General features: G+C 40.5%; 21 protein-coding genes and 1 pseudogene. 19 read left to right on the top strand and 3 right to left on the bottom strand.

Annotated elements, in window-relative coordinates; all coding sequences use genetic code 11:
* Together T408_RS12230 and T408_RS0108265 are read right to left on the bottom strand one after the other, a co-directional pair.
* Positions 1-159: pseudogene (locus tag T408_RS12230) on the bottom strand (transposase); the annotation flags it as partial.
* Positions 160-324: 165 nt separating this feature from the next.
* Positions 325-936: a hypothetical protein gene (locus T408_RS0108265; RefSeq protein ID WP_028119511.1), complete on the bottom strand. Its 612-nt coding sequence runs from the start codon at positions 934-936 to the stop codon at positions 325-327.
* A gap of 159 nt (positions 937-1095) precedes the next feature.
* Here T408_RS0108265 and T408_RS0108260 point away from each other — a divergent pair, with 159 nt between their 5' ends.
* The 19 genes from T408_RS0108260 (at position 1096) to T408_RS0108170 (ending at position 21760) form a co-directional block, all read left to right on the top strand.
* Positions 1096-2130 (top strand): branched-chain amino acid aminotransferase, encoded by a 1035-nt coding sequence (locus T408_RS0108260; protein ID WP_035420458.1) that lies wholly within the window; start codon positions 1096-1098, stop codon positions 2128-2130.
* A gap of 95 nt (positions 2131-2225) precedes the next feature.
* On the top strand, positions 2226-2933 hold the full coding sequence (locus tag T408_RS11280; protein ID WP_169730307.1) for a SanA/YdcF family protein: 708 nt from the start codon (positions 2226-2228) through the stop codon (positions 2931-2933).
* A 160-nt stretch (positions 2934-3093) separates the two neighbouring features.
* On the top strand, positions 3094-3834 hold the full coding sequence (locus tag T408_RS0108250; protein ID WP_028119509.1) for a glycerophosphodiester phosphodiesterase: 741 nt from the start codon (positions 3094-3096) through the stop codon (positions 3832-3834).
* A 358-nt stretch (positions 3835-4192) separates the two neighbouring features.
* Positions 4193-5152 (top strand): ABC transporter substrate-binding protein, encoded by a 960-nt coding sequence (locus tag T408_RS0108245; protein ID WP_028119508.1) that lies wholly within the window; start codon positions 4193-4195, stop codon positions 5150-5152.
* Between the two features lie 21 nt (positions 5153-5173).
* Positions 5174-6142: an ABC transporter substrate-binding protein gene (locus T408_RS0108240; protein ID WP_035420456.1), complete on the top strand. Its 969-nt coding sequence runs from the start codon at positions 5174-5176 to the stop codon at positions 6140-6142.
* A gap of 74 nt (positions 6143-6216) precedes the next feature.
* Positions 6217-7140 carry an ABC transporter permease gene (locus tag T408_RS0108235; RefSeq protein ID WP_028119506.1) on the top strand — a complete coding sequence of 308 codons (924 nt, stop codon included), beginning with the start codon at positions 6217-6219 and terminating at the stop codon, positions 7138-7140.
* On the top strand, positions 7140-7952 hold the full coding sequence (locus T408_RS0108230; protein ID WP_028119505.1) for an ABC transporter ATP-binding protein: 813 nt from the start codon (positions 7140-7142) through the stop codon (positions 7950-7952). The genes T408_RS0108235 and T408_RS0108230 overlap by 1 nt, the downstream gene beginning before the upstream one ends.
* Positions 7953-8189: 237 nt before the next feature.
* The gene (locus T408_RS0108225; RefSeq protein WP_028119504.1) at positions 8190-8867 is read left to right on the top strand and encodes a zinc metallopeptidase; all 678 of its coding nucleotides are present in this window, start codon (positions 8190-8192) and stop codon (positions 8865-8867) included.
* Positions 8868-8877: 10 nt separating this feature from the next.
* Positions 8878-10080, top strand: a complete 1203-nt coding sequence (locus T408_RS0108220; protein ID WP_028119503.1) for a YcjF family protein — start codon at positions 8878-8880, stop codon at positions 10078-10080.
* 153 nt (positions 10081-10233) lie between these two features.
* Positions 10234-11244 carry a metal ABC transporter solute-binding protein, Zn/Mn family gene (locus T408_RS11275; protein WP_051444853.1) on the top strand — a complete coding sequence of 337 codons (1011 nt, stop codon included), beginning with the start codon at positions 10234-10236 and terminating at the stop codon, positions 11242-11244.
* A gap of 16 nt (positions 11245-11260) precedes the next feature.
* Positions 11261-11956, top strand: a complete 696-nt coding sequence (locus tag T408_RS0108210; protein WP_028119502.1) for a metal ABC transporter ATP-binding protein — start codon at positions 11261-11263, stop codon at positions 11954-11956.
* Entirely contained in the window at positions 11914-12720 is an 807-nt protein-coding gene (locus T408_RS0108205) for a metal ABC transporter permease (RefSeq protein WP_028119501.1), read from the top strand. Before T408_RS0108210 ends, T408_RS0108205 begins: the two co-directional genes overlap by 43 nt.
* Positions 12721-12904: 184 nt before the next feature.
* Complete coding sequence (locus T408_RS0108200) at positions 12905-14689, top strand: PTS mannitol transporter subunit IICBA (RefSeq protein WP_028119500.1); 1785 nt, start codon at positions 12905-12907, stop codon at positions 14687-14689.
* Positions 14690-14714: 25 nt separating this feature from the next.
* Positions 14715-16790: a BglG family transcription antiterminator gene (locus T408_RS0108195; protein WP_028119499.1), complete on the top strand. Its 2076-nt coding sequence runs from the start codon at positions 14715-14717 to the stop codon at positions 16788-16790.
* A gap of 11 nt (positions 16791-16801) precedes the next feature.
* A complete protein-coding gene (locus tag T408_RS0108190; protein ID WP_028119498.1) occupies positions 16802-17245 on the top strand; it encodes a PTS sugar transporter subunit IIA in 444 nt (147 codons plus the stop codon).
* Positions 17245-18387 carry a mannitol-1-phosphate 5-dehydrogenase gene (locus T408_RS0108185; RefSeq protein WP_028119497.1) on the top strand — a complete coding sequence of 381 codons (1143 nt, stop codon included), beginning with the start codon at positions 17245-17247 and terminating at the stop codon, positions 18385-18387. The genes T408_RS0108190 and T408_RS0108185 overlap by 1 nt, the downstream gene beginning before the upstream one ends.
* Before the next feature lie 102 nt (positions 18388-18489).
* Positions 18490-19329 carry a pur operon repressor gene (purR, locus tag T408_RS0108180; RefSeq protein ID WP_035420454.1) on the top strand — a complete coding sequence of 280 codons (840 nt, stop codon included), beginning with the start codon at positions 18490-18492 and terminating at the stop codon, positions 19327-19329.
* A gap of 62 nt (positions 19330-19391) precedes the next feature.
* The gene (glmU, locus tag T408_RS0108175; protein WP_028119495.1) at positions 19392-20768 is read left to right on the top strand and encodes a bifunctional UDP-N-acetylglucosamine diphosphorylase/glucosamine-1-phosphate N-acetyltransferase GlmU; all 1377 of its coding nucleotides are present in this window, start codon (positions 19392-19394) and stop codon (positions 20766-20768) included.
* Positions 20769-20779: 11 nt separating this feature from the next.
* On the top strand, positions 20780-21760 hold the full coding sequence (locus T408_RS0108170) for a ribose-phosphate diphosphokinase (protein ID WP_028119494.1): 981 nt from the start codon (positions 20780-20782) through the stop codon (positions 21758-21760).
* 68 nt (positions 21761-21828) lie between these two features.
* Here T408_RS0108170 and T408_RS0108165 read toward each other — a convergent pair.
* The coding region (locus T408_RS0108165) for an IS3 family transposase (protein WP_028118986.1) at positions 21829-22145 on the bottom strand (317 nt) is incomplete at its 5' end.

The raw sequence follows: 22145 nt of genomic DNA, 5'->3' as shown, positions 1-22145 counted from the left end.
GGAAAAATCATACTCTCTCGGTCGACCAAAGAGATAGGGGTGATGAATTTCTAAGTCTTCAACAAATTCGTGAATGGTCCAGACAATATGATTGGATTCTGGAGAATATTGAGTTGAGAGTTCTAAAGTGAGTTGGTTTATGTTATAATGGTTACACATTGGAGGTAGTCCTTTCTGGATTATCTTTAAACAGAGGGTCCGATCCTCTGTTTTTTAATTTTACTAACTTAATTATACCATAAAGCCCACCAAGAATGTTGATATATCAACACTCTTGGTGGGTTTTAGATTGACTTATCTTACAGCCTCTAATCTTTCGAGGCATTAATGGTTAACTTGCGTCAACTGCTCATTATAGAAAATGGGATTAAGATAATTTGTAAGGGTTAGAGGAGTGACTGTATCTTGACTAGGGTCGTAGTAAGCAAGCATGACCAAACGGTTAGGAATTTCATTAAATATGGTATTCAAAAGATGAATATTATTTTCTGTCGCTTTCTTTTCAGCTTCTTGGTAAGTCATAGGGATAATGACGCGTAAAACATAGGTTTTTTTACCAGCAATTTCAATTTGAACTTCCTCAACATGGGCTTGTAAGTCTGGAAACTCCTCATCTAGTACCGCTTGTACTTGTTGGAGGGTTGATGAATCGATGGATTGATAATTGACTTCTTGTTCCTCTTGGGTGTAGGTATTTTTGAAGTAGTCCGTCATAATATCTCGCAATTCTTGGATATCAATATCGTGCTCAATCGTAGCTACTGGATAAGGACTATCTTCAGGTAACACTTCATCAAAAGGAGCCTTCAGAATTTGTTGATTGGTACCTGATTGCTCAGTAGCTTGGTTGTCTTCAGCAGATACACTTGGATAAATAGGAGTGGTCAAGCTTAAGGCAAAGGTCATTAATACGAGAGATTTAAATAATGGTTTCATTCATGGAACATCCTTTCTTATAGAGATACATTATAACCAAAATTTGGTGAAAGTACATAACAGGGCGGTAACAATTTGTCGACAGTGGATTGTTGACCGCCAAGTTTATTTGCATTATTATAAAAACATTAGAAAAAGATTAAAGGAAGGGCGATTAGATTGGAACATGTCACACCAGATCAAGTAGATTGGACGAAGCTAGGATTTGACTATATACCTACTGGGAAAAGTTTTCGAGCGGAATTCAAGGATGGTCAATGGCAAGAAGGAAGCATAGTTAATGAAGCGACCATTCAAATTCATGAGGCCTCTCCCCTGATTCATTACGGGCAAGGTTGCTTTGAGGGGATGAAGGCTTACCGAACCAAAGAAAATAAGATTCAAGTATTTCGTCCAGAGCTCAATGCTCAAAGAATGGTCGACTCTGCCCATCGTCTAGCGATGGAAGCTTATCCGGTTGAGGACTTTGTCCGTGCTATCCATCAAGTGGTTAAGGCTAATAAGGATTGGGTTCCACCTTATGGATCTGGAGCCAGTCTATACATGCGCCCTTATTTATTAGGGAATGGGCCGATGACAACAGTGGCTCCAGCAGAAGAATTTGTCTTTGGTATTTATGTAACACCAGTTGGTCCTTACTTCAAAGGAGGTTTGAAGCCTTTTAACTTTTTAATTAGTGATTATGACCGTGCTGCACCTAAAGGGACGGGTAGGGCCAAGGCAGGAGGTAATTATGCCGCAGGCTTTATAGCCAGTCAAGCTGCCAAAAAACAAGGTTATGCGGACGCTATTTATCTGGATCCCCTTACGCACACAAAAATTGAAGAAGTCGGGGCGGCCAACTTTTTTGGTATTACTCCTGATGGTCAATTTATAACGCCAGATTCGCCCTCAATCTTGCCTGGCATAACTAAACGGTCTCTGTTATGGTTGGCTGAACATCGCTTAGGTCTCAAAGCCGTTGAAGGTGAAATTTATGTAGACCAATTAGACCAGTTTGCTGAAGCTGGGGCAATGGGGACAGCAGCGGTGATCACACCGATTGGATCTATTACCCATGGAGATCACGAGTATGTTTTCTATTCCAAGGACGAAGTGGGCCCGCTGACACTCAAATTGTACCAGGAGCTGGTGGGGATCCAAACGGGTGATATCGAGCCACCAGCAGGCTGGATTCAAGTAGTAGATTGTTAAGAAGTTTTCGATTTTATTCAGCTTAATCCTATTTGTTCTTCTCGTGTATTCTTGATATAATGCGGGAACGAAGAATGATGATGGAGTTGGCTTATTTGAGCAAATTATTGAAATGGGTGAAGCAGGTGGTGCTTGCAGGGAGCGTTCTGATTGTCTTGGGATTGCTAGCTATTTTGCTGATTAACTTGTGGGTTATTGCTAGTTCCTGGCCCCAGAGAGAATCAATTGAATCATACCTATCTAAAGATTACCAGGAGGCCCCGGCGATTGTCTTAGGAGCTGGTGTCATTAATAATGAAGAACCTAGCCAAGTTTTAAAGTTGCGCTTAGATAAAGCAATTGAGCTTTATCAGGCTCATCCCCAGCAAATATTTATTATGAGTGGGGACCACCGGGAGGCTAACTACAATGAGGTTGCTGTCATGAAGCAGTATATGGTAAATCGAGGAGTTCCCAGTGATCAAATTTATTTGGACCATTTAGGCTTATCCACCCTAGCCAGTGTCTATCGTGCTAACCATATTTTTAATCTTGATCGAGTGGTCTTAATCACCCAACCTTATCATTTAAGTCGTGCCCTCCTCTTAGCAAGAGACCAAGGAATTGAAGCGATCGGTATTGCTGCAGAAGAAACGTCTTCTACACGGTTTCAACGAGAGTTTCGTGAGGTGCTAGCCCGAGTTAAAGACTTTGCGGTTGCTTATTTACGCTATCCTGCGGAGCCAGTTAGTGATCGTTATGAGTTTAATTTAGAGGAAATTGATGGCAATCAGACCAATCATAAAAATCAATTCTCAGACTAGGACGGACTGGGAATTGATTTTTTGATTATTGGAGAAAATGAGTCGAAATTTCGCTCGCTTTCCCCCTATAAAAGTGTTACCTTTAGACTCAGTAAGCCTGATTGTATGGATACTAGTCACAAAATGGTCAGTTTTTTCGATTGGTTGGAGGAGAATATCAATGAATACATTAATAATAGCCCATAGAGGTTACAGTGGTGCTTACCCAGAAAATACAATGTTAGCCTTTAAGCAAGCGGTTAGTTACCAAGCTGATGGAATCGAGCTAGACATTCAGCTGACTAAGGATCAGGAAATTGTTATATGTCACGATGAAAAAATTGACCGAACTTCAAATGGTAAAGGCTGGTTGAAGGATTTTACTTTGGAGGAGTTAAGGTGTTTTTTCTTTAACAACCAGATGAATTATCAAGCAGATCAAATAGCTGATCTAAGAATTCCTACTCTAGATGAATTCTTAGCCTGGTTTAGTAAGCAGTCCATCTTGGTTAACATAGAATTTAAGACTGGAATTATTGATTATCCGGGCATCGTCGCTAAGACGATTAAATTGGTTCGCCAGTATGGAGTGGAAGAGCGAGTTATCTTTTCTTCGTTTAATCATTATACAGTGATGGAAGCTAAACATTTAGCTCCTGATATTCGAGCTGGTTTTTTGACAAGTGAGCAACTTTATCAGCCAGGAAATTATTGTGCTCATCATCAGATTGATTATTACCACCCTCACTATCTAACCCTAGAGGATCAAGGGATTAGTGATTGTAAGAAGCATGGAATTGGGATAAATACTTATACCGTCAATGAGCCAGCTGTTATGAAGCGATTATTGATGAGTGATATCCACTCGATTATCACGAATGAAGTGGAGCTAGCTGTCCAAGAGAAAATGAGTATCAGTTAATAAACTTCATTAAATTCTCAAAATCTTCTTGACAACGGATTAGAATTTGATTATGATTAACTTAACAATTAACCAATAAAGAGGGAACTACAATGATTAATTCTATATTATTACCATTATCATCGTTTTACTACGGCTACTTTAGATAGTGTTTGTATCTAGTTATAGATGCAAACATGCGCAAGTTTGCATCTATGAGGAGCCGAAGTTAACGTTGCCCACATAGATCGATTATCTAAGAATCTAATGTGGGAATAATTTAGAGTCAAATTCATTTTTGTTCTCAACAAAACCTGCATTAGTCTTTAGAGATTGATTGCAGGTTTTTTGATTTTATCCAAAAAAGGAGAGAGTAAAAATGTATCGATATTTGAAGTCAGTTTTAGTTACCGTATTAACAGTCGCAGGGGTAGCAGCTAGCTTTGCTAGTCCGGTTCGGGCCCAAGAAGAAATATCAGTAGGTGTGCTTCAATATGTAGAACATGAATCCTTGAATCAAACATATGAAGGTTTTAAAGCCGGTCTTGAAGAAGCCGGTTATATCGATGGGCAAAACTTAAAGATAAACTTTCTGAATGCAGCTGGTGATAATGCTAATCTACAATCAATGAGTGAAACCTTAAGAGCCAATGATTATTTATTTGCTATTGCGACTCCCGCTGCCCAGGGTTTGTCAAATATTGTAAAGGATAAGCCTATTTATTTCTCAGCGGTAACAGATCCAGTTGCCTCAGGTCTTGTAACAAGTCTTGAACAGCCTGGAGCTAACGTCACCGGTACGATTGATGCCGGCCCGGTTGAAAAACAAATTGAATTGCTTCAATCCATTGCCCCTGAGGCCAAAAAAATCGGTCTGATTTACAACTCAGGAGAAACCAATTCTCAAGTTGAAGCCGAAAAGGCAATGGCTATCATGAAGGAAAAGGGATTGGATCCAGTTGAAGCGACCGTCACTTCTACCAATGATGTATCTCAAGTTATTGGGTCAGTAGCTAATCAAGTGGATGCCTTGTTTACCGTAACTGATAATACTATTGCTAGTGCCATGACCCTAGTAGGAGATATTGCTATCGATGCTGGTATCCCATTGATTGGTGGGTCTAAAGATATGGCCTTGGAAAATGGTTTAGCTACCTACGGTCTAGACTATTATGAACTTGGCAAGCAAACCGCTCAAATGCTGGTTCGCCAAATCAATGAAAATCTAGAAACAAAAGATATCCCTGTCGAAACAGCCGCAAAGTTAGAATTAGTTGTTAATAAAACAGTAGCAGAAAAGCTTGGAATTGATCCCAATTCAATTCAAGCTCCAGAATAATTTTAGAAAGAGGAAAATGAAATGAATGTTAGTGACTTTAAAAAGACCTTAAAAAGACTAGTGATCGGTGTAACCGTTGGCGCCCTAGCTGGATTAGGACTTGCTCATCCATCAACCGGGCAAGCCGAGGAGCCGATTAAAATCGGCGTACTCCAATATATTGAGCATGACGCATTAAATGCGGTTCTTAAAGGCTTCACAGAAACCTTAGATCAGTCCAAATATGCGGACCGTATTGAATGGAAAATAGAGAACGCCAGTGGCGACCAATCTGCTCTTCAATCTCTGGCAGAAAAGCAGACGCGTGAAAATGATATTATTTTTGCGATAGCAACACCAGCAGCTCAAGCAGTGGCTACGGTCGAGCAGGAAAAGCCAATCTTTGTAGCAGCAGTGACAGATCCTGTTGAAGCAGGATTAGCAGAAAGCCTTGAAAAGCCAGGTCGCAATGTGACTGGAACCAGTGATATGGCGCCCATTGAAGAGCAAGTGGACTTACTAGTTCGTAACTTTCCTGAAGCTAAAAAAGTAGGCTTGATCTATAATTCAAGTGAAGTTAATTCGCAAGTTCAAGCTGAAAAAGCCATCGAAATTCTAGAGTCAAAAGGTCTTGAAACGGAAGTCGCTACCGTTATTTCAACCAACGATATTGCTCAATCATTAGGATCCCTTATTCCAAATGTTGATGCTATGTTTATGGTAACAGACAATACGATTGATAGCTCCATTTCATTGGTTGGCGATATGGCCAAAGAAGCAGGAATACCAACCATCGGTTCTTCTGATTCAGTAGTTCAGGCTAATGGGCTAGCAACTTTGTCTAATTCTTATGAAGATTATGGGATTCAAACGGCAGAGATGGTGATTCGTATGTTAGACGAGGGGTTAAATCCTGCTGATATGCCGATTGAATTAGGTAAGGATTTTGAAGTTATCGTCAATGAAGAATTTGCTAAAGCGTTAGATATTGATCCTAATTCAATTAAGTAAATAGCAACAGATAAGCTAAATCTTTCAAGTAAGAATAGATAACACTGAGTGGATTAGTAAAAGGAGTTTTTTGAATGGATATTATATTATCAAGTCTTACCCAAGGAATGGTTTGGGCGGTCATGGGTGTGGGAGCCTATATCACTTACCGCTTGTTGAATATTGCTGATCTTTCAGCTGAAGGAACATTTCCCCTAGGCGGAGCGATTGCGGCCACTTTAATTTCAATGAATATCAATCCCTATATTTCGACGATAGCGGCCTTTTGTGGTGGAGCTTTGGCTGGATTATTGGCAGGGTGGATACATACCAAGCTAAAAATTAATCCACTGATTACCGGTATCTTAATGCAAACGGGATTATACTCGATTAACTTACACGTCATGCAAGGACGACCAAATATTGCTCTCTTAGGCAAAGAAACCATCTATACGCCAGTTGAAGGTTGGTTAACTAGCATAGCTAGTAGTATGCAAAAAAATGTGAGCGTGATCATTGTATCCGTGTTTGTATTGGCTCTAGTTATTGGAGTTATTGTCTGGTTCCTTCATACGGAGACAGGATTGGCTCTAAGAGCAACTGGGGATAATGAAAAAATGAGTGCAGCTAATGGCATTAATACCAATCGGATGAAAACCTTAGGTTATATGCTAAGTAATGGTTTAATTGCCTTGGCTGGCTCAATGGTCGCTCAAAAAGATGGATTTGCAGATATCAGTATGGGGATCGGGACTGTTGTTATTGGTTTAGCAGCGATTGTCGTAGCAGAAGTTGTTGTTCCAAACTTATCAATAGGCGGCCGGTTAACTAGTATTATTCTAGGAAGCTTCATTTACCGTTTAGTTATCGATACCATTTTGAACCAACCATTCTTGGATATCCAACCAACTGATCTTAGACTTTTCTCAGCTATCTTGCTTGGATTTGTCTTGTTTATACCTGAAATTCAAAAAGGAATGAAGTCTCGTACTAGTACAATGAAGGGAGGACAAGCTTAATGACTGCAACTCTTGCTCAACTTGAACTAAAGAATATTCATAAATCATTTGAAGTAGGCACAATCAATGAGAACCACGTCTTAAAGGGAATTAATTTAACTCTTCACCCGGGGGACTTTGTGACGGTTATTGGAGGGAATGGTGCTGGAAAATCAACCTTGTTGAATACGATATCTGGTGCCTACACACCAGATGTTGGCTCTATCACCATTGCCGGATCGGATGTCACTCAATTACCCACCAACAAACGAGCTGAGTACATTGGTTATGTCTTCCAAGATCCAAAGATGGGAACAGCCGCACGCTTAACCATTGAGGAGAATATGGCCTTAGCTAGTCGTCGAGGACTTAAGAGGGGCCTAGCTAAAGGAGTTAAGGATGAAGATCGTCAGCAAATGAAGGAAGATTTAAAGATCCTAGGTTTAGGACTTGAAAATCGCTTAACAACGGATGTTGAGTTTTTATCCGGTGGACAACGTCAAGCTTTGACACTACTTATGGCTACCTTGCAGACTCCAAAAATTCTTCTATTAGATGAACATACAGCAGCCTTGGACCCTTCAACTAGTGAGATGGTGCTCAAGTTGACTGATGAGATTGTCCAGGAGCGTAATCTAACCGCCTTGATGATTACCCACAATATGGCAGATGCCTTGAAATATGGTAATCGTATTATTATGCTTCACCAAGGGCAAATTATTTTAGATTTAGCAGGACCAGACAAAGAAAACTTAACGATAGTTGATTTGATGGAAATGTTTAAAAATCGTAGTGGGGAAAGTCTCACCTCCGACGCGATGTTATTATCCTAATATAGCTCAATCAATTAACCAATATCCAATAAACTCCTTAAAAAGGGCAGGAGTCATTTTGCTACAAACGATAGCACTTTGTAGCAAAGTGGTTTCTGCCTTTTTAAGATTTCTGAGCAATGATAGAGATTGGAATAGATGTCTTGGCTTAACGAATTGGACGATAGGCATCAGGCTTGTAAACTGAATAGCTACTCTAATTCTGATATAATAGAGAGGCCAAAGGAGGAATGCGATATGTTTTATGATAGTACCTATATCTTAGTTTTAATTGGCATGGCGATTGTTATGTTTGCCCAACACCGTGTTCAATCTACATTTAATAAATATCAAGAATTAGAGACCGAAAAAAGGATCACTGGCCGACAAGCAGCTGAGTGGATCCTCCAACAAGCCTCTATCCCAGATGTCCAGGTAGAGCATGTTCCCGGTCAGCTTACCGACCATTACGATCCAGCTAACAAGGTTTTAAGACTTTCCGATGCCACTTATGATTCACAATCTGTGGCTGCTGTCGCTGTGGCAGCTCATGAGTGTGGTCATGCGGTCCAGGATGCTAAGGATTATCACTTTTTACGCTTTAGAACAGCCTTAGTGCCGGTGGTTAATATTGGGTCTAGTTTAGCCATGCCTCTGATTCTTATTGGATTATTGATGTCTTGGGCGGGATTGATTAAGATTGGCACCATTGCCTTTTCGCTTGTCTTGTTATTTCAATTAGTGACCCTACCTGTAGAATTTGATGCAAGTAAGCGAGCCTTGGCTGTGCTTGAACAGGGAGGACTATTTACAGCAAGTGAATTGCCGGCCGCCAAGAAAGTCTTGTCAGCCGCAGCCTTTACCTATATTGCGGCTTCTCTTAGTACGGCCTTGCAATTACTGCGTTTCATTATCCTCTCAAGACGTAATGATTAGGAGTTAATGAATGAAATTATTTAACCGATTAAAGAATGCTCGTTCAAAACAGTATTTAGCGGATGACTTAATGAATCAATCCAACCAACAGTTAGCAGAGTGGGAACCGGTGAACATTATTGTGGCCGGTAAGACCGGTAGTGGGAAGAGCACCTTGATTAATGCCTTATTCCGCGAAAAAATTGCTGAAACAGGTGTCGGTAAGCCTGTCACCCAAACAGTAGAAAAAATTACCAAGGATGGAATACCATTAACCTTATACGATACCAGAGGCTTAGAGCTTAACCCTTCTGCTCAACATGAGGTATTGGAGTCCCTATCTCAATTAATAAAAGAGTTAGCAGATCAAGGCAGCCGCCAAGCAATCGATCTGGTTTATTACTGTATCAATGCCAATGCATCTCGAATTGAAAACTTGGAGTTGGAATTGATACAAGCCTTAGCAGAAAAGTTGCCAGTTATCGTGGTCCTAACTCAAGCCATTGGAGAAGAATCAAAAGAATTCCAGCTCTATTTGGAACATTTAGATCTACCTATCAAGGGTGTAGTAGCAGTGCTAGCCAAGCCCTATTTAATCCGAGGAGATCACTATATAGAAAGCTTCGGCTTGCAGGAGTTAATTAATCAAACCTTGGCGATTATTCCCAAGGAAGTACACCCGGCTTTTATCAATGCCCAACGAGTGGATCTCAAACGCAAGGTTGAAAGTTCTAGGAGTTGGGCTAAGAAATATGTTGCTTCAGCCTTTGGTATCGGCTTTATTCCGATTCCCGTAGCGGATGCAAGTCTTTTAGTTCCCATGCAGATCAGTTTGTTGGCCCATATCACTTCAATTTTTGGACTATCTCTAGACAAGTCACAAATTGTAAGCTTAATTGCCGGTATTGGTGGTACTGGAGGCGTCACGCTCCTTGGTAAATATATTGCCTCCTCAGCTTTAAAGTGGATACCTGGTTTAGGGACCGTGACAGGAGGTTTGATTAGCGGAGCGACGGCTAGTGCTTTAACTTTGGCTTTGGCTTATAGTTATATTGAAGTGCTAAAGCAGATTGCTATTGCTGAAGACCAAGGGAGAGATTTACCTTTAAAAGAAATACAACGTTTGATGAATTCAGGTTTGACTCAAAACTTGAATGCCTTGGAGGACCATCTGCCAGATGAGATTGCAGAAATACTTCCTAACTGGTTGAGTAATTTCAAAAAAAAGAAATAGAATAAGGTTATTTGAACACGCATGGGGCGAGAACTTGTTTCTTGCTCCATGCGTTTTATGCTTGCTTTAAAATTTAGAGTTGACAGTTTCTTGACTAAATCATATAATAAGCATTAGTTCAAATGATAATAATTACTATTTAGGAGGAAGAAAATGAAAAAATTTGTTAAATATCTACTAGCTCTAGTTATTTGTCTAGTATTAGTGCCTGGTCGTGTGACATATGCTCACGATAAGAAGCAGGTGATGACCACTTTTTACCCTGTTTATTATTTAGCTAAGCGTATTGCTGGGGACAAGATGGACGTTCAGATGTTGCTTAACCAAGGTCAAGATGCCCATGGCTATGAATCAACGGCCAAGGATGCAGCTAAAGTGCAAGAAGCTGATTTATTTATCTATCAAGATGATGAAATGGAATTTTTTGTTCATGATCTCTTAAGCTTAATCGATCAGTCTCAGACTCAAGTCCTAGAATCAACAGAAGGAATTGAGTTACTAAAGGGCCAAGGTCACGACCACGACCACGATCACGATCATGCTGAGGAAGCAGATCATGACCATAGTCACGAAGAAGCAGGACATGACGAACATGACCATGAACACGAAGGTCACGACCATGAACATGGTGAAGCAGGTCATACCCATGAGTATGATCCTCATACTTGGCTGGATCCAAAAGTTTATGCTGACCAGGCTGAGAATGTTAAGCGGGCACTGATTGCCTTGGATCCTGACCATGAGGATTACTATCAAGCTAATGCAGATAAACTATCGCAAGACTTGGATCAATTATACCAAGAGATGGCAGATCAATTAAGCCAGCGTAAAAATCGGACTTTTGTAGTCCAACATGCTGCCTTTGGTTATTTAGCCCACGCATTTGACTTAGAACAAGTAGCTATTTCAGGATTATCTACTGAACAAGAGCCTTCTAGCCAACAATTAGCTCAGATGCAAGATTTCATTAAAGAACAGCAAGTGCAAGCCATCTATGTTGATCCATCCTTAAACAGCAACATTGCAGAAACCGTAGCAGGTGCTACAAATGCTAAACTGTATCATCTACGTACCCTTGAAGTGGTAACCAGTGAGGAGGAAGCTGAAGGAGTTGACTACTTCACCATTATGCGTGATAATTTAGAGGAGCTAATGAAAGAATAGTTTAGGAGGTGGCTCTATGACAGTGTTAAAAGTTAGAGACTTATCTTTTTCTTATGACCATGTAAAGGTTTTAGATAAGGTATCTTTTGATATTGATGCGGGAGAATTTGTTATTTTAACCGGGCAAAATGGAGCTGCCAAATCGACCTTAATCAAAAACATCTTAGGTCTTTTAAAACCAGCAAGTGGCCAAGTTCAACTGGCTAAAACTAATGACCGCGGGGAAAAACTAACCGTTGGCTATATTCCCCAGAATGTAGCAGCTTTTAATGCTGGTTTTCCAAGTCGTGTGGAAGATTTAGTTGCTTCGGGTCGCTTTCCCAAGGGACGCTGGTTTAAACCATTGGACCAAGAAGACCAGGAGCATATTACCCGTGCCCTGCAATCGGTTGGAATGGAACATTTAAGAAAAAGAAAAATTGGTGAATTATCCGGTGGTCAAAAGCAACGCATTAATATCGCGCGAACTTTTGCTATGGATCCAGATTTTTTTGTTTTGGATGAACCAACAACGGGTATGGATAAGCAGTCCAGACAGGATTTCTACCGCCTCTTACGTCATAGCTGTACTTGTCATAATAAAGCGATCCTGATGGTCACTCACGCAGATCAAGAATTGGAAGGCTATTATGATCGAGAGATTCATTTGATGCGAGAGGAGGGTGCACCGTGGAAATGTTTCAGTATGACTTCATTCAAAGAGCTTTACTAGCTGGTCTAGCTATTTCGTTTATAACCCCGATTTTAGGATTGCTTTTAATATTAAGAAGACAATCACTCTTGGCTGACACCTTATCCCATATCTCTTTGGCGGGTGTCGCTTTAGGGATGATCTTACATTTAAATCCTACCCTATCCACTTTACTAGTAGTAATCTTCGCTTCTTTGATTATTGAATATTTGCGAGTGGCTTATAGTAATTTTTCTGAGATTTCGATAGCGATTATGATGTCAGCAGGGATGGCGGTTGCGTTGATATTAGTAGGCTTGTCCTCTAATAGTGCTAACTTTAAAATCGATCAATACTTGTTTGGTTCGATTATTTTAATTACAAGTCAGGAGGTCAAGCTTTTAATGGCTTTAGCTCTTATCACGCTGACGCTTTATTTTATTTTTAGACGTCCCTTGTATGTACTTTGTTATGATGAGGATACCGCTTTTACAAGTGGTTTGCCTGTTAAGCTGATGTCGATTATCTTCTCGGTGGTGACAGGGATCGCGATTAGTGTCATGATGCCGATTGTAGGAGCTTTGTTAGTATCAGCCCTTATTGTTATTCCAGCAGCAACAGCTATTAAGATTTCAAGCAGCTTTGCCCAATCGATCTTGATTGCTTTTGCTATTAATTTGATTGGGATCTTTTCTGGGATTTCAGCTTCTTATTATATCGATACGCCTCCGGGTGCGTCTATTACCCTGAGTTTTGTTTTAATATTCTTACTCGTTTCGTTAGTTGGCTGGTTTAAACAAAGTTAATATTCAGATAAAAACACTGGATCTTGTATTCAGTGTTTTTCTGATGGTGACAGTTTTGGCACAAAGCTTAGTGCCAAAACTAATGGCGAGATTGATTGTAAACGCGTTCAACTATTAGTAAAATAAAGATGTCGAGAATGTCGAAATCGGAAAATTCCGAATTATAATTAAAGGAGGAGAAGACATGTCACAGACAAAGAACAATGCTGGAATTAAGGCAGCAGTCCAGAAATTAGGCTCTCACTTAAGTAGTATGGTCATGCCGAATATTGGTGCCTTTATTGCTTGGGGAATCATTACGGCCTTATTTATACCGGCAGGTTATTTGCCAAACGAACAATTAAATACAATTGTTGGGCCGATGCAACAATATCTCTTGCCGTTATTAATTGCTTATACCGGTGGTAATATGGTCCATGGACAAAGAGGAGCCGTAGTTGGAGCTATTGGTACCATGGGGGTTATCATGGGGGCTGGCGATATTCCAATGTTTATCGGAGCCATGATGATGGGACCTTTTGGTGGATGGTGTATCAAGAAATTTGATGAAAATTTCCAAGATAAGATTCCATCTGGTTTTGAGATGCTAGTTAATAACTTTTCAAGTGGTATTGTTGGTTTTATTTTAGCAATTCTCGGTTTCTATGCGATAGGCCCTGTAGTGTCTGCTGCTACTAGCCTACTTGCTAGAGGTGTTGCAGTAGTAGTTCAAGCTGGTCTTTTACCGCTTGCCAATATTTTTATCGAGCCAGCTAAGATTTTATTCTTAAATAATGCGATAAACCACGGAATTTTAACACCATTAGGTACCCAAGAAGTGACCGAAATAGGACGTTCAATCCTTTATCTACTTGAAGCTAACCCAGGTCCAGGTCTAGGGGTTCTCTTAGCCTACATGTTATTTGGTAAGGGATCAGCTAAGTCTTCTGCTCCAGGTGCAGCGATTATCCACTTTTTAGGGGGTATTCATGAGATTTACTTCCCTTATGTCATGATGAAACCACTTATGTTTCTGGCTGTTATTGCCGGTGGGGTAACCGGGACATTTATTTTCCAAATGTTTGGCGCAGCTCTGACGAGTCCTGCTTCACCAGGTTCGATTATTGCTATTTTGGGAATGGGTGCCCAAGGGGCTCACTTACCTATTATTTTAGGGGTTGCCGGTGCTGCACTGGTTTCCTTTGTTGTCGCAGCTGTTATCTTGAAGTCAGATAAGTCTACTGAGGACAACTTTGAAGCGCAAAAACAAGCGACAGCTCATGCTAAAGCTCAATCAAAAGGCCAAGCAGGAGCAGAAGGCGATGTAGAAGCAAAAAGTGATGAGTTACCAACTTTTGATGAAATTGATGCCATTGTCTTTGCCTGTGATGCCGGAATGGGATCTTCTGCAATGGGAGCGTCTCTTCTACGTAAGAAAGCAAAATCAATTGGACTTAATATACCAATTACGAATTCTGCTATTAATAATTTAACGGATAGTGCGACCACCTTGGTAATCACTCAAGAAGAATTGACAAATCGAGCGCGGAAACAAGTACCGAAATCAATCCACGTTTCTGTTGAAAACTTCCTAGATGGCGATCGCTATGATCAAATTTTAGGTGATATGCAAGCTAAATCAGAAGGGGATGACCTAGAGGCTCCAGCCGTTACCCCTTCTGAACCAGTAGAATCGAATGCTGGGTTAGAAATTCAAGGCGTGGATCGAATTATCTTTGCTTATGTAGATAAAGTAGGCGCTTCAACCATGGCGGCTTCACAATTCCGTAACCAATTAAGCAAGGCAGGAAAGTCAATAGCTGTAACTGCTCAAGCTCTCAAAGAAATAGAAGAGCAAGCCAATACGCTAGTTATTTCTCAAGCTGGTCAGGAACGTTTAGTTGAAGATCATCTGCCTAACGCTCGTCATATTTCTTTTGAAGACTTATTGGATGAGGCCAATTACCGATCATTAATTGACAGCTTGTAAGATTATTTCCGGATGAGGTGAGTAAATGAAATTCAGCTTTCGTGAACAAAAAATGTTGGATTATCTCCTACAATACCACCAGGGTGTGAGTGTTGTAGATTTCGAGCGGATGCTAGGTGTTAGTCGTCGAACGGTTTATCGAGAGCTGAAGTCATTGGAAGAAACTTTAGATGGGGAAAATGTCCGTTTAGTTAATGAGCGGGGACGAGGGTATTATTTAGAGTTTACCCATGAAGGGGCTAGAGAAGAATTAAAAAGACAGTTACTGAATCAAGAGGATGAGTATTTCGATGCGCGAACTAGACAAGATATTTTGAGCTTGGCTTTACTCAGCAAGCAGATTGGATATAGTTATGATGAACTAGCTGATTACTTTCAAGTCAGTCCTAGTACAATCCAGACAGATTTTTTTGCAATCGAAAGAAGTTTGCGTAATTATCAAATCAAGCTCATTCGAGGTGATAAAGGTCAACTAACGAGTCATGGTAGTCAAATTCAAATCCGCCAGTTAATAGCTAATCTCATTTATGCCAATGTTAGTGAATACGATTTTTATCGCTATTTATCTGAGATGGGAGAGTCCGTTGAGCAGGAAATTGATGACTATTTTATTAACATAGTTGATGATAAATACTGGTCACTAGCTAGTAAGATCTTATTTGACCGAACCGGCCAATTGTTAACGAGAGTATCCGACAAGCAGATGCAACGGATGGTCACTTCTCTGGCTGTTTCGCTTCAAGCAATTGATAAAGGAGACGACCTAAGAGATTCGGTATCGGTCAGTGATCTTTCGAGTCGTCATCTACAACTAGCTCATCAGATCATGGGGTTAGTTAGTGAAGCGCTCCAACAGCCTATCAATATTAGCGAGAGACATTTTTTAGCGCGCCAATTGGCTGGTTTGAATTTTCAAGAGAGTGAGACCTTCCCTGGTGAGACCTACGACGCTGTTATGATCTATCGTGTCAAAGAATTGATTCGTTTGACTAGTGAATCGATGGGGAACGATTTTCGCTTTGACCAAACACTCTATCAGGACTTACTAACGCATATTAGTGCCGCTATTCACCGTATTCAACCTGTGAATGAAAGTCTAGAAAGCCCTATATTGGAGGATATCCGCTTGCGCTATCGTCACTTGTTTGACACTGTTAAGCACCATTATGAGCAAATATTTTATGACTATCCGGTCTCCAAGGATGAGTTGATCTATATAGTCTTGCATTTTGCGAGTTCATTGGAACGTCAACCGCTCTCGCTGATTACAATCTCCATCCTGGTGATCTGTTCTAGTGGAATTGGAACAGCAAAGATATTGGAGAGCCGCTTACGTAAGAATATTCCAGAGATACAGAAATTAGATATTGCCCGTCTTTCTCAGTTAAAACGCCTGAATTATGATGCTTATGATTTAGTTTTATCGACGATTTACTTAGAGGATTTTGAACCGGACTATTTAGTTATCTCTCCTTTATTAATGGAAAGCGAAGTGCAGCAAATTCGCCAGCGCTTAGATAGTACCATTAAGAACAAGCAAAAGAGTCACTACTTGGATGCCTCAACTAGTCTAAATCGCAACAGTCATATCGATTTTTCCGATTTGCTTCATTTAGTATTGGCGGGCCAAGACCTGTTAGATGGCTTTGAATGGGTGGAATGGAGGGGCTTACCTGAGCTCGATGAAACGATTAAGGCAATTGTTAACCAGCTTCCCCGTCAGCTGATTACTGACAATCAAAAAGTTGGTCAAAGTTTGATTGACCGCTACCGATTAGCGCCAATTGGCATTCCGGGATCAAGGATAGCCTTGTTTCACAGTCGCCAAAGCGAAGTAAAACAAGCGACTTTTCAAGTTTATCAATTGGATCAATCTTACTCAATTATGGGGATGGACCACCAACCCATCCAACTGGACCGTCTCCTTCTCATGTTAGCACCTAGTGAGATGTCCGGGTCTACTAGTCGATTATTAGGGGCCATTAGCCGGTCACTAATTGAAAATGACTTAAACATAGCGACTTATGAACGCGGGAATTATCAATCCATCCGACATTTACTGGAACGTATATTTATTAAAGAAATTCAAGAAATAGAATAGGAGTGTGCAAAATGGAATTAAAAGCAAGTAATATCAAGTTGAATCAATCGTTTGCCACAAAAGAAGAGGCCATTCGCGCTGCAGGAGAGTTACTGGTTAAGGATGGGGCAGTCGAAGAAAATTATGTCGACTCCATGCTTGAACGAGAGAAAAATATAACTACCCATATGGGAAATTTTGTTGCGATTCCTCACGGAACAGATGAAAGTAAACGGTATGTCAAATCAACGAGTATTTCCATTTTGCAAGTACCACAGGGAGTCAACTTTGCTCCAGGTGAAAAAGAAGAAAAAATGGCTATGTTGATCTTCGGCATTGCGGGTGTGGGTGATGAACATTTAGATGTCTTATCACAAATTGCTGTCTTCTGTGCGGATGTGAATAATGTGGTAAAATTAGTGAATGCAGAATCAGCAGAAGAAATTGTAGCTATGTTAGAGGAGGTCGAAGCGTAATGCACGCAGTACATTTTGGCGCAGGTAATATTGGTCGAGGCTTTATTGGGGAAGTATTGAGTAAAAATGGTTTTTCAATTGATTTTGTCGATTTAAATGAGACCATTATCGATGCCCTTCAAGCCAGAGGAAGTTATGAAATTGAATTGGCTGATCAAGATAAAGAACAAATGACGGTCAATCAGGTAAATGGTATTAATAATGGTCAAGAACCTGAAGCGGTTGTTCAAGCGATAAGTCAAGCCAATATTGTAACGACAGCGATTGGACCGAATATCTTACCATATATTGCTGAGCTTATCTGTCAAGGATTAAAGGCTCGTCAAGAACAAGGGATTCAGGAAGCATTGGACGTAATCGCCTGTGAAAATATGATTGGTGGCTCTCAATTCTTGAAGGAAAAAGTACAAGCATTTGCAGATGAGAGCTTACTAGACTACATTGAGACTTATATTGGTTTTCCTAATGCAGCAGTGGATCGTATTGTTCCGATTCAATCTCATGAAGATCCCCTATTCGTATCCGTTGAGCCATTTAAAGAATGGGTAATTGATGCCACTCAAAGTAAAAATAAAGAGATTCGTCTGGATGAAGTACTTTATGTTGAAGATCTTGAGCCGTATATCGAACGGAAGCTCTTCTCCGTTAATACGGGGCATGCTACCGTCGCTTATACAGGTTACTATAAGGGTTATGCAACCATTGACCAAGCAATGGAAGACTCTGCTGTTAAGAGTCAGTTGGAAGCGGTGTTGAATGAGACGGGTCAGTTACTTGAAGCTAAGTGGCACTTTGATGCGGATGATCATCAAGCTTATATCCAAAAGATTATTGGACGCTTCGAAAACCCTTATATCTCTGACGATATTACACGTGTGGCTCGGACGCCTATTCGCAAACTGGGTTATGATGAACGCTTTATTCGTCCAATGCGAGAGGCTAAGCAATACGAACTTAGCTATAAGCACTTATTAAAAGTAGTAGCAATGATATTCAAGTATGATTATGCTGAAGACGACCAGGCCGTCGCCTTGCAGGATAAGCTTAATAAGCAACCACTAGAAGAAGTGATTAGTGAAGTGACTGGGCTTGAAGATAAAGAGCTCATTAATCAAATTGCTAAAACTTACCAAGAATTATAATATAATTAGCCAAACCTTTAGGTTTGGCTTTTTTGCTTAATGGAGCTCTGCTATAATAGATTAAACAAACATTACTTGTAAATAGTGGAGGGAAGTTCGCCTATGGATAGAAAATTTAAGCGAAATGAGCGATTACTTTTTATCATGTCTTACTTGTTGCAGCGTCCGAATCAATTAATTAACTACCAGATCTTCATCGATTATTTAAATGCGGCCAAGTCATCATTGAGTGAGGATATCACTATGATTGATCAGTTAATGATTGAACAAGGGTACGGTCACTTAGAACGCCGTGTAGGAGCTAGTGGAGGTGTTATTTACCGACCTGGAATCAGTGAGCTGGAGCTCAAAGAGTTTATTGAATCGGTTCAAGCTGAAATCACCCAACGCAAGAGAATATTACCGGGAAACTATATTGCCTTAGAAAAAATTATTGATGATCCTAAGCGAGTGGACCAAGCAGCTAGAATTATTAGCCAAGCTTATGAAAGCCAAGCCATTGACTATGTACTAACTATTGAAATGAAGGGTGTTCCCTTATCGACTCTGGTAGCCAAATACTTAAACACACCCCAAGTTATTGCTAGAAGATCTGCTACCAATACTTCTGGTCCAATGATTGGAGTAAACTATGTCGCAGGTTCACGGCAGACCGTCTCGAGAATGGAGCTACCAAAAGATTCCTTAGAAGCTGGTAGTCGGGTATTAATTGTCGATGATTTCCTACGAAATGGCGGAACGATTCGCGGTATGGTCTCCTTACTTGAGGAATTTGATAGTCATCCGGTTGGTATTTGTGTCTTCGCGGAAAATTCCGGTCCTAAGGCCAAGGATTTACCTCACTACCAATCTTTATTTGATGTTGCCCTGGTATATGATGAAGAATCTTCCTCATATCAAATCCAGTGTCAGCCTGGGACCATGCTTGAAGAATTAAAGTAGATATCTTGCCTCACCAAATGTATAATAAAGAGGATAAGAATATGGATAGGAGTGATACTCATATGACACAGCGTATGGCTGTTGTTTTAGCTGCTGGCAAGGGAACCCGTATGAAGTCCGATCTTCATAAGGTTCTTCATCAAGTTGCTGGTCAACCCATGATTGACCATGTGATTCGAGCTTTAGAGGCGTGTCAAATGGACCAGATTGTCACAATTATTGGTCATGATGGAGATCAAGTTAGCCAGGCTATTGGGGAGAGAAGCGAGTTTGTTTGGCAGGAGGAACAGCTTGGGACTGGGCATGCAGTCTTGCAGGCTAAATCGGTACTTGAAGGCAAAAAAGGGGCGACCTTAGTGATCGCTGGTGATACGCCACTTATTTCGCCAGAGACTCTTGAAGCGGTCTTCAATTATCACCAAAGTCAGGATGCTAAGGCGACGATTCTTACCGCTCTAGCAACAAATCCAACAGGTTATGGTCGGGTGGTTCGATCTGAGAATGGTTTAGTGAGTCACATTGTTGAGCAAAAAGATGCCAATCCTGAAGAATTAATGGTTAAAGAAATTAATACGGGTACTTATGTCTTCGATAATGAGCTTCTTTTTAAAATGCTAGAAAAAGTTACCAATGATAACGCGCAAGGTGAGTACTATTTACCAGATGTGATCGGTCTCTTGAAGGAAGCTGGAGAGACGGTATCTGCCTTTATGATGGAAAATATGGATGAAGCTATCGGTATCAATGACCGGGTAGCTCTGGCTGAGGCTAATCGACTGATGCGTGACCGTATTACCCGTCAACACATGATGACAGGCGTGACCTTCATTAATCCATCCAGTGTTGAAATTGGCATTGATGTTCACATAGGTCCGGACACAGTGATTGGACCCGGTGTTCAATTAGTAGGACAAACCAGTATTGGTAGCCATTCTTATATTGGAAGCAATAGTGTCATTGTCGACAGTCAGCTAGCTGATCATGTAGAGATACATCAATCGGTTATTGAAGAGTCGACCGTTGATTCATACAGCGATATCGGTCCGATGGCACACTTGAGACCGAACAGCCATTTAGGTCAACATGTTCATATTGGTAATTTTGTTGAAGTCAAGAATTCTCGCATTGGAAATTATACGAAGGCAGGTCACTTGTCTTATATCGGTGATGCGAGCTTGGGTGAATCTATTAATATTGGTTGCGGTACGACCTTTGTTAATTTTGATGGTAAAAATAAATTTAGAACAACAGTTGGTGATGAAGCCTTTATTGGTAGTGGAACCAACTTAATTGCCCCATTAAAAGTCGGACGCCGAGCCATTGTAGCTGCTGGATCAACGATCACAGATGATGTTGAATCAGAAAGTCTAGCAATTGCTCGTGAAAAACAAGCCTCTATCCCTAACTATTGGGATCGATTCATGTCAGATAATAAGTAAAGGAGTTAACCATGCATAAACCATATCAAGATCCGAAGCTGAAAATTTTCTCGTTGAATTCAAATAAACCTTTAGCAGAAAAGATTGCAGAGGAAGTCGGCGTAGAATTAGGTAAAATTGAAATTTCAAGATTTGCTGATGGTGAAATTAAGGTCAACATCGACGAAAGTATTCGTGGATCTCATGTTTACGTGATTCAATCAACATCAGCGCCTGTTAACGATAATCTTATGGAATTAATGATTATGATTGATGCCTTGAGAAGAGCCTCTGCTAAAACTGTTAACTTAGTTATTCCTTACTACGGTTATGCTCGTCAAGACCGAAAAGCTAAATCCAGAGAACCAATCACTGCTAAGTTAGTAGCTAATATGCTTGAGATGGCTGGAGCAGACCGGATTGTCGCAATGGACTTGCACGCCGCTCAAATTCAAGGCTTTTTCGACATTCCGCTTGATCACTTGATGGGAGCCCCTTTATTAGCTAATTACTTTATTGATAATGGCCTGATTGGCGACGATATTGTTGTTGTTTCTCCCGACCATGGTGGTGTGACAAGAGCGCGTAAGCTAGCTGAATTCCTTAAAGCTCCAATTGCCATTGTCGACAAACGTCGACCAAAGGCTAATGTCGCTGAAGTCATGAACATTGTCGGAGACATTGACGGTAAGATTGCGATTTTAATTGATGATATGATTGATACTGGCGGAACAATTTGTTTAGCAGCAGAAGCTTTAATGGAAAAAGGTGCTAAAGAGGTTTATGTCACTTGTACCCACCCGGTTCTCTCCGGGCCTGCGGTTGAAAGACTGGAACAAGCCCCAATCAAAAAAGTTATTATTACAGATACGATCGCTCTACCTGAAGAAAAAATTATCGATAAAATCGAAATTGTCTCAGTTGCTCAATTAGTCGGTGAAGCTATTCGTCGAATTCATGAAAACCGTTCAGTGAGTCCACTCTTCCAAGAAAAATTTGATATGATCGACTAATTCAACACAATTCCTATAGCTAGCCTGTATGATGTGACCCCCAAAAGTTGGAGTTTATAATTGAATACTTAGGCAACGTATTGAGTGTCCTGTTTTCGGTAATCAACTGGAGATAGGCCACTCAATTTTTGTTTAACTCGCTTGTGATTATAGTAGTGAATATAATTATTGATTCTTTTCTCGAGTTCGTCAAATGAGACTCTTTCTTCTCCATAGTACATTTCTTGCTTAAGTAGACCGAAGAAATTTTCCATGGCTGCGTTATCTAAGCAATTTCCCTTGCGGGACATACTCTGATATATCTTATTATCCTTTAATTTATCAGTCCATTGCCAATTTTGATAATGAAACCCCTGATCACTATGAATAGTTGTTCGGTAAAGTG

The organism is Hutsoniella sourekii ATCC 700629 (assembly GCF_000518205.1).
Classification (GTDB): Bacteria; Bacillota; Bacilli; order Lactobacillales; family Aerococcaceae; genus Hutsoniella; species Hutsoniella sourekii.
The sequence above is the reverse complement of the archived record's forward strand: the minus strand, read 5'-3'. Positions and strand labels throughout refer to the sequence as shown.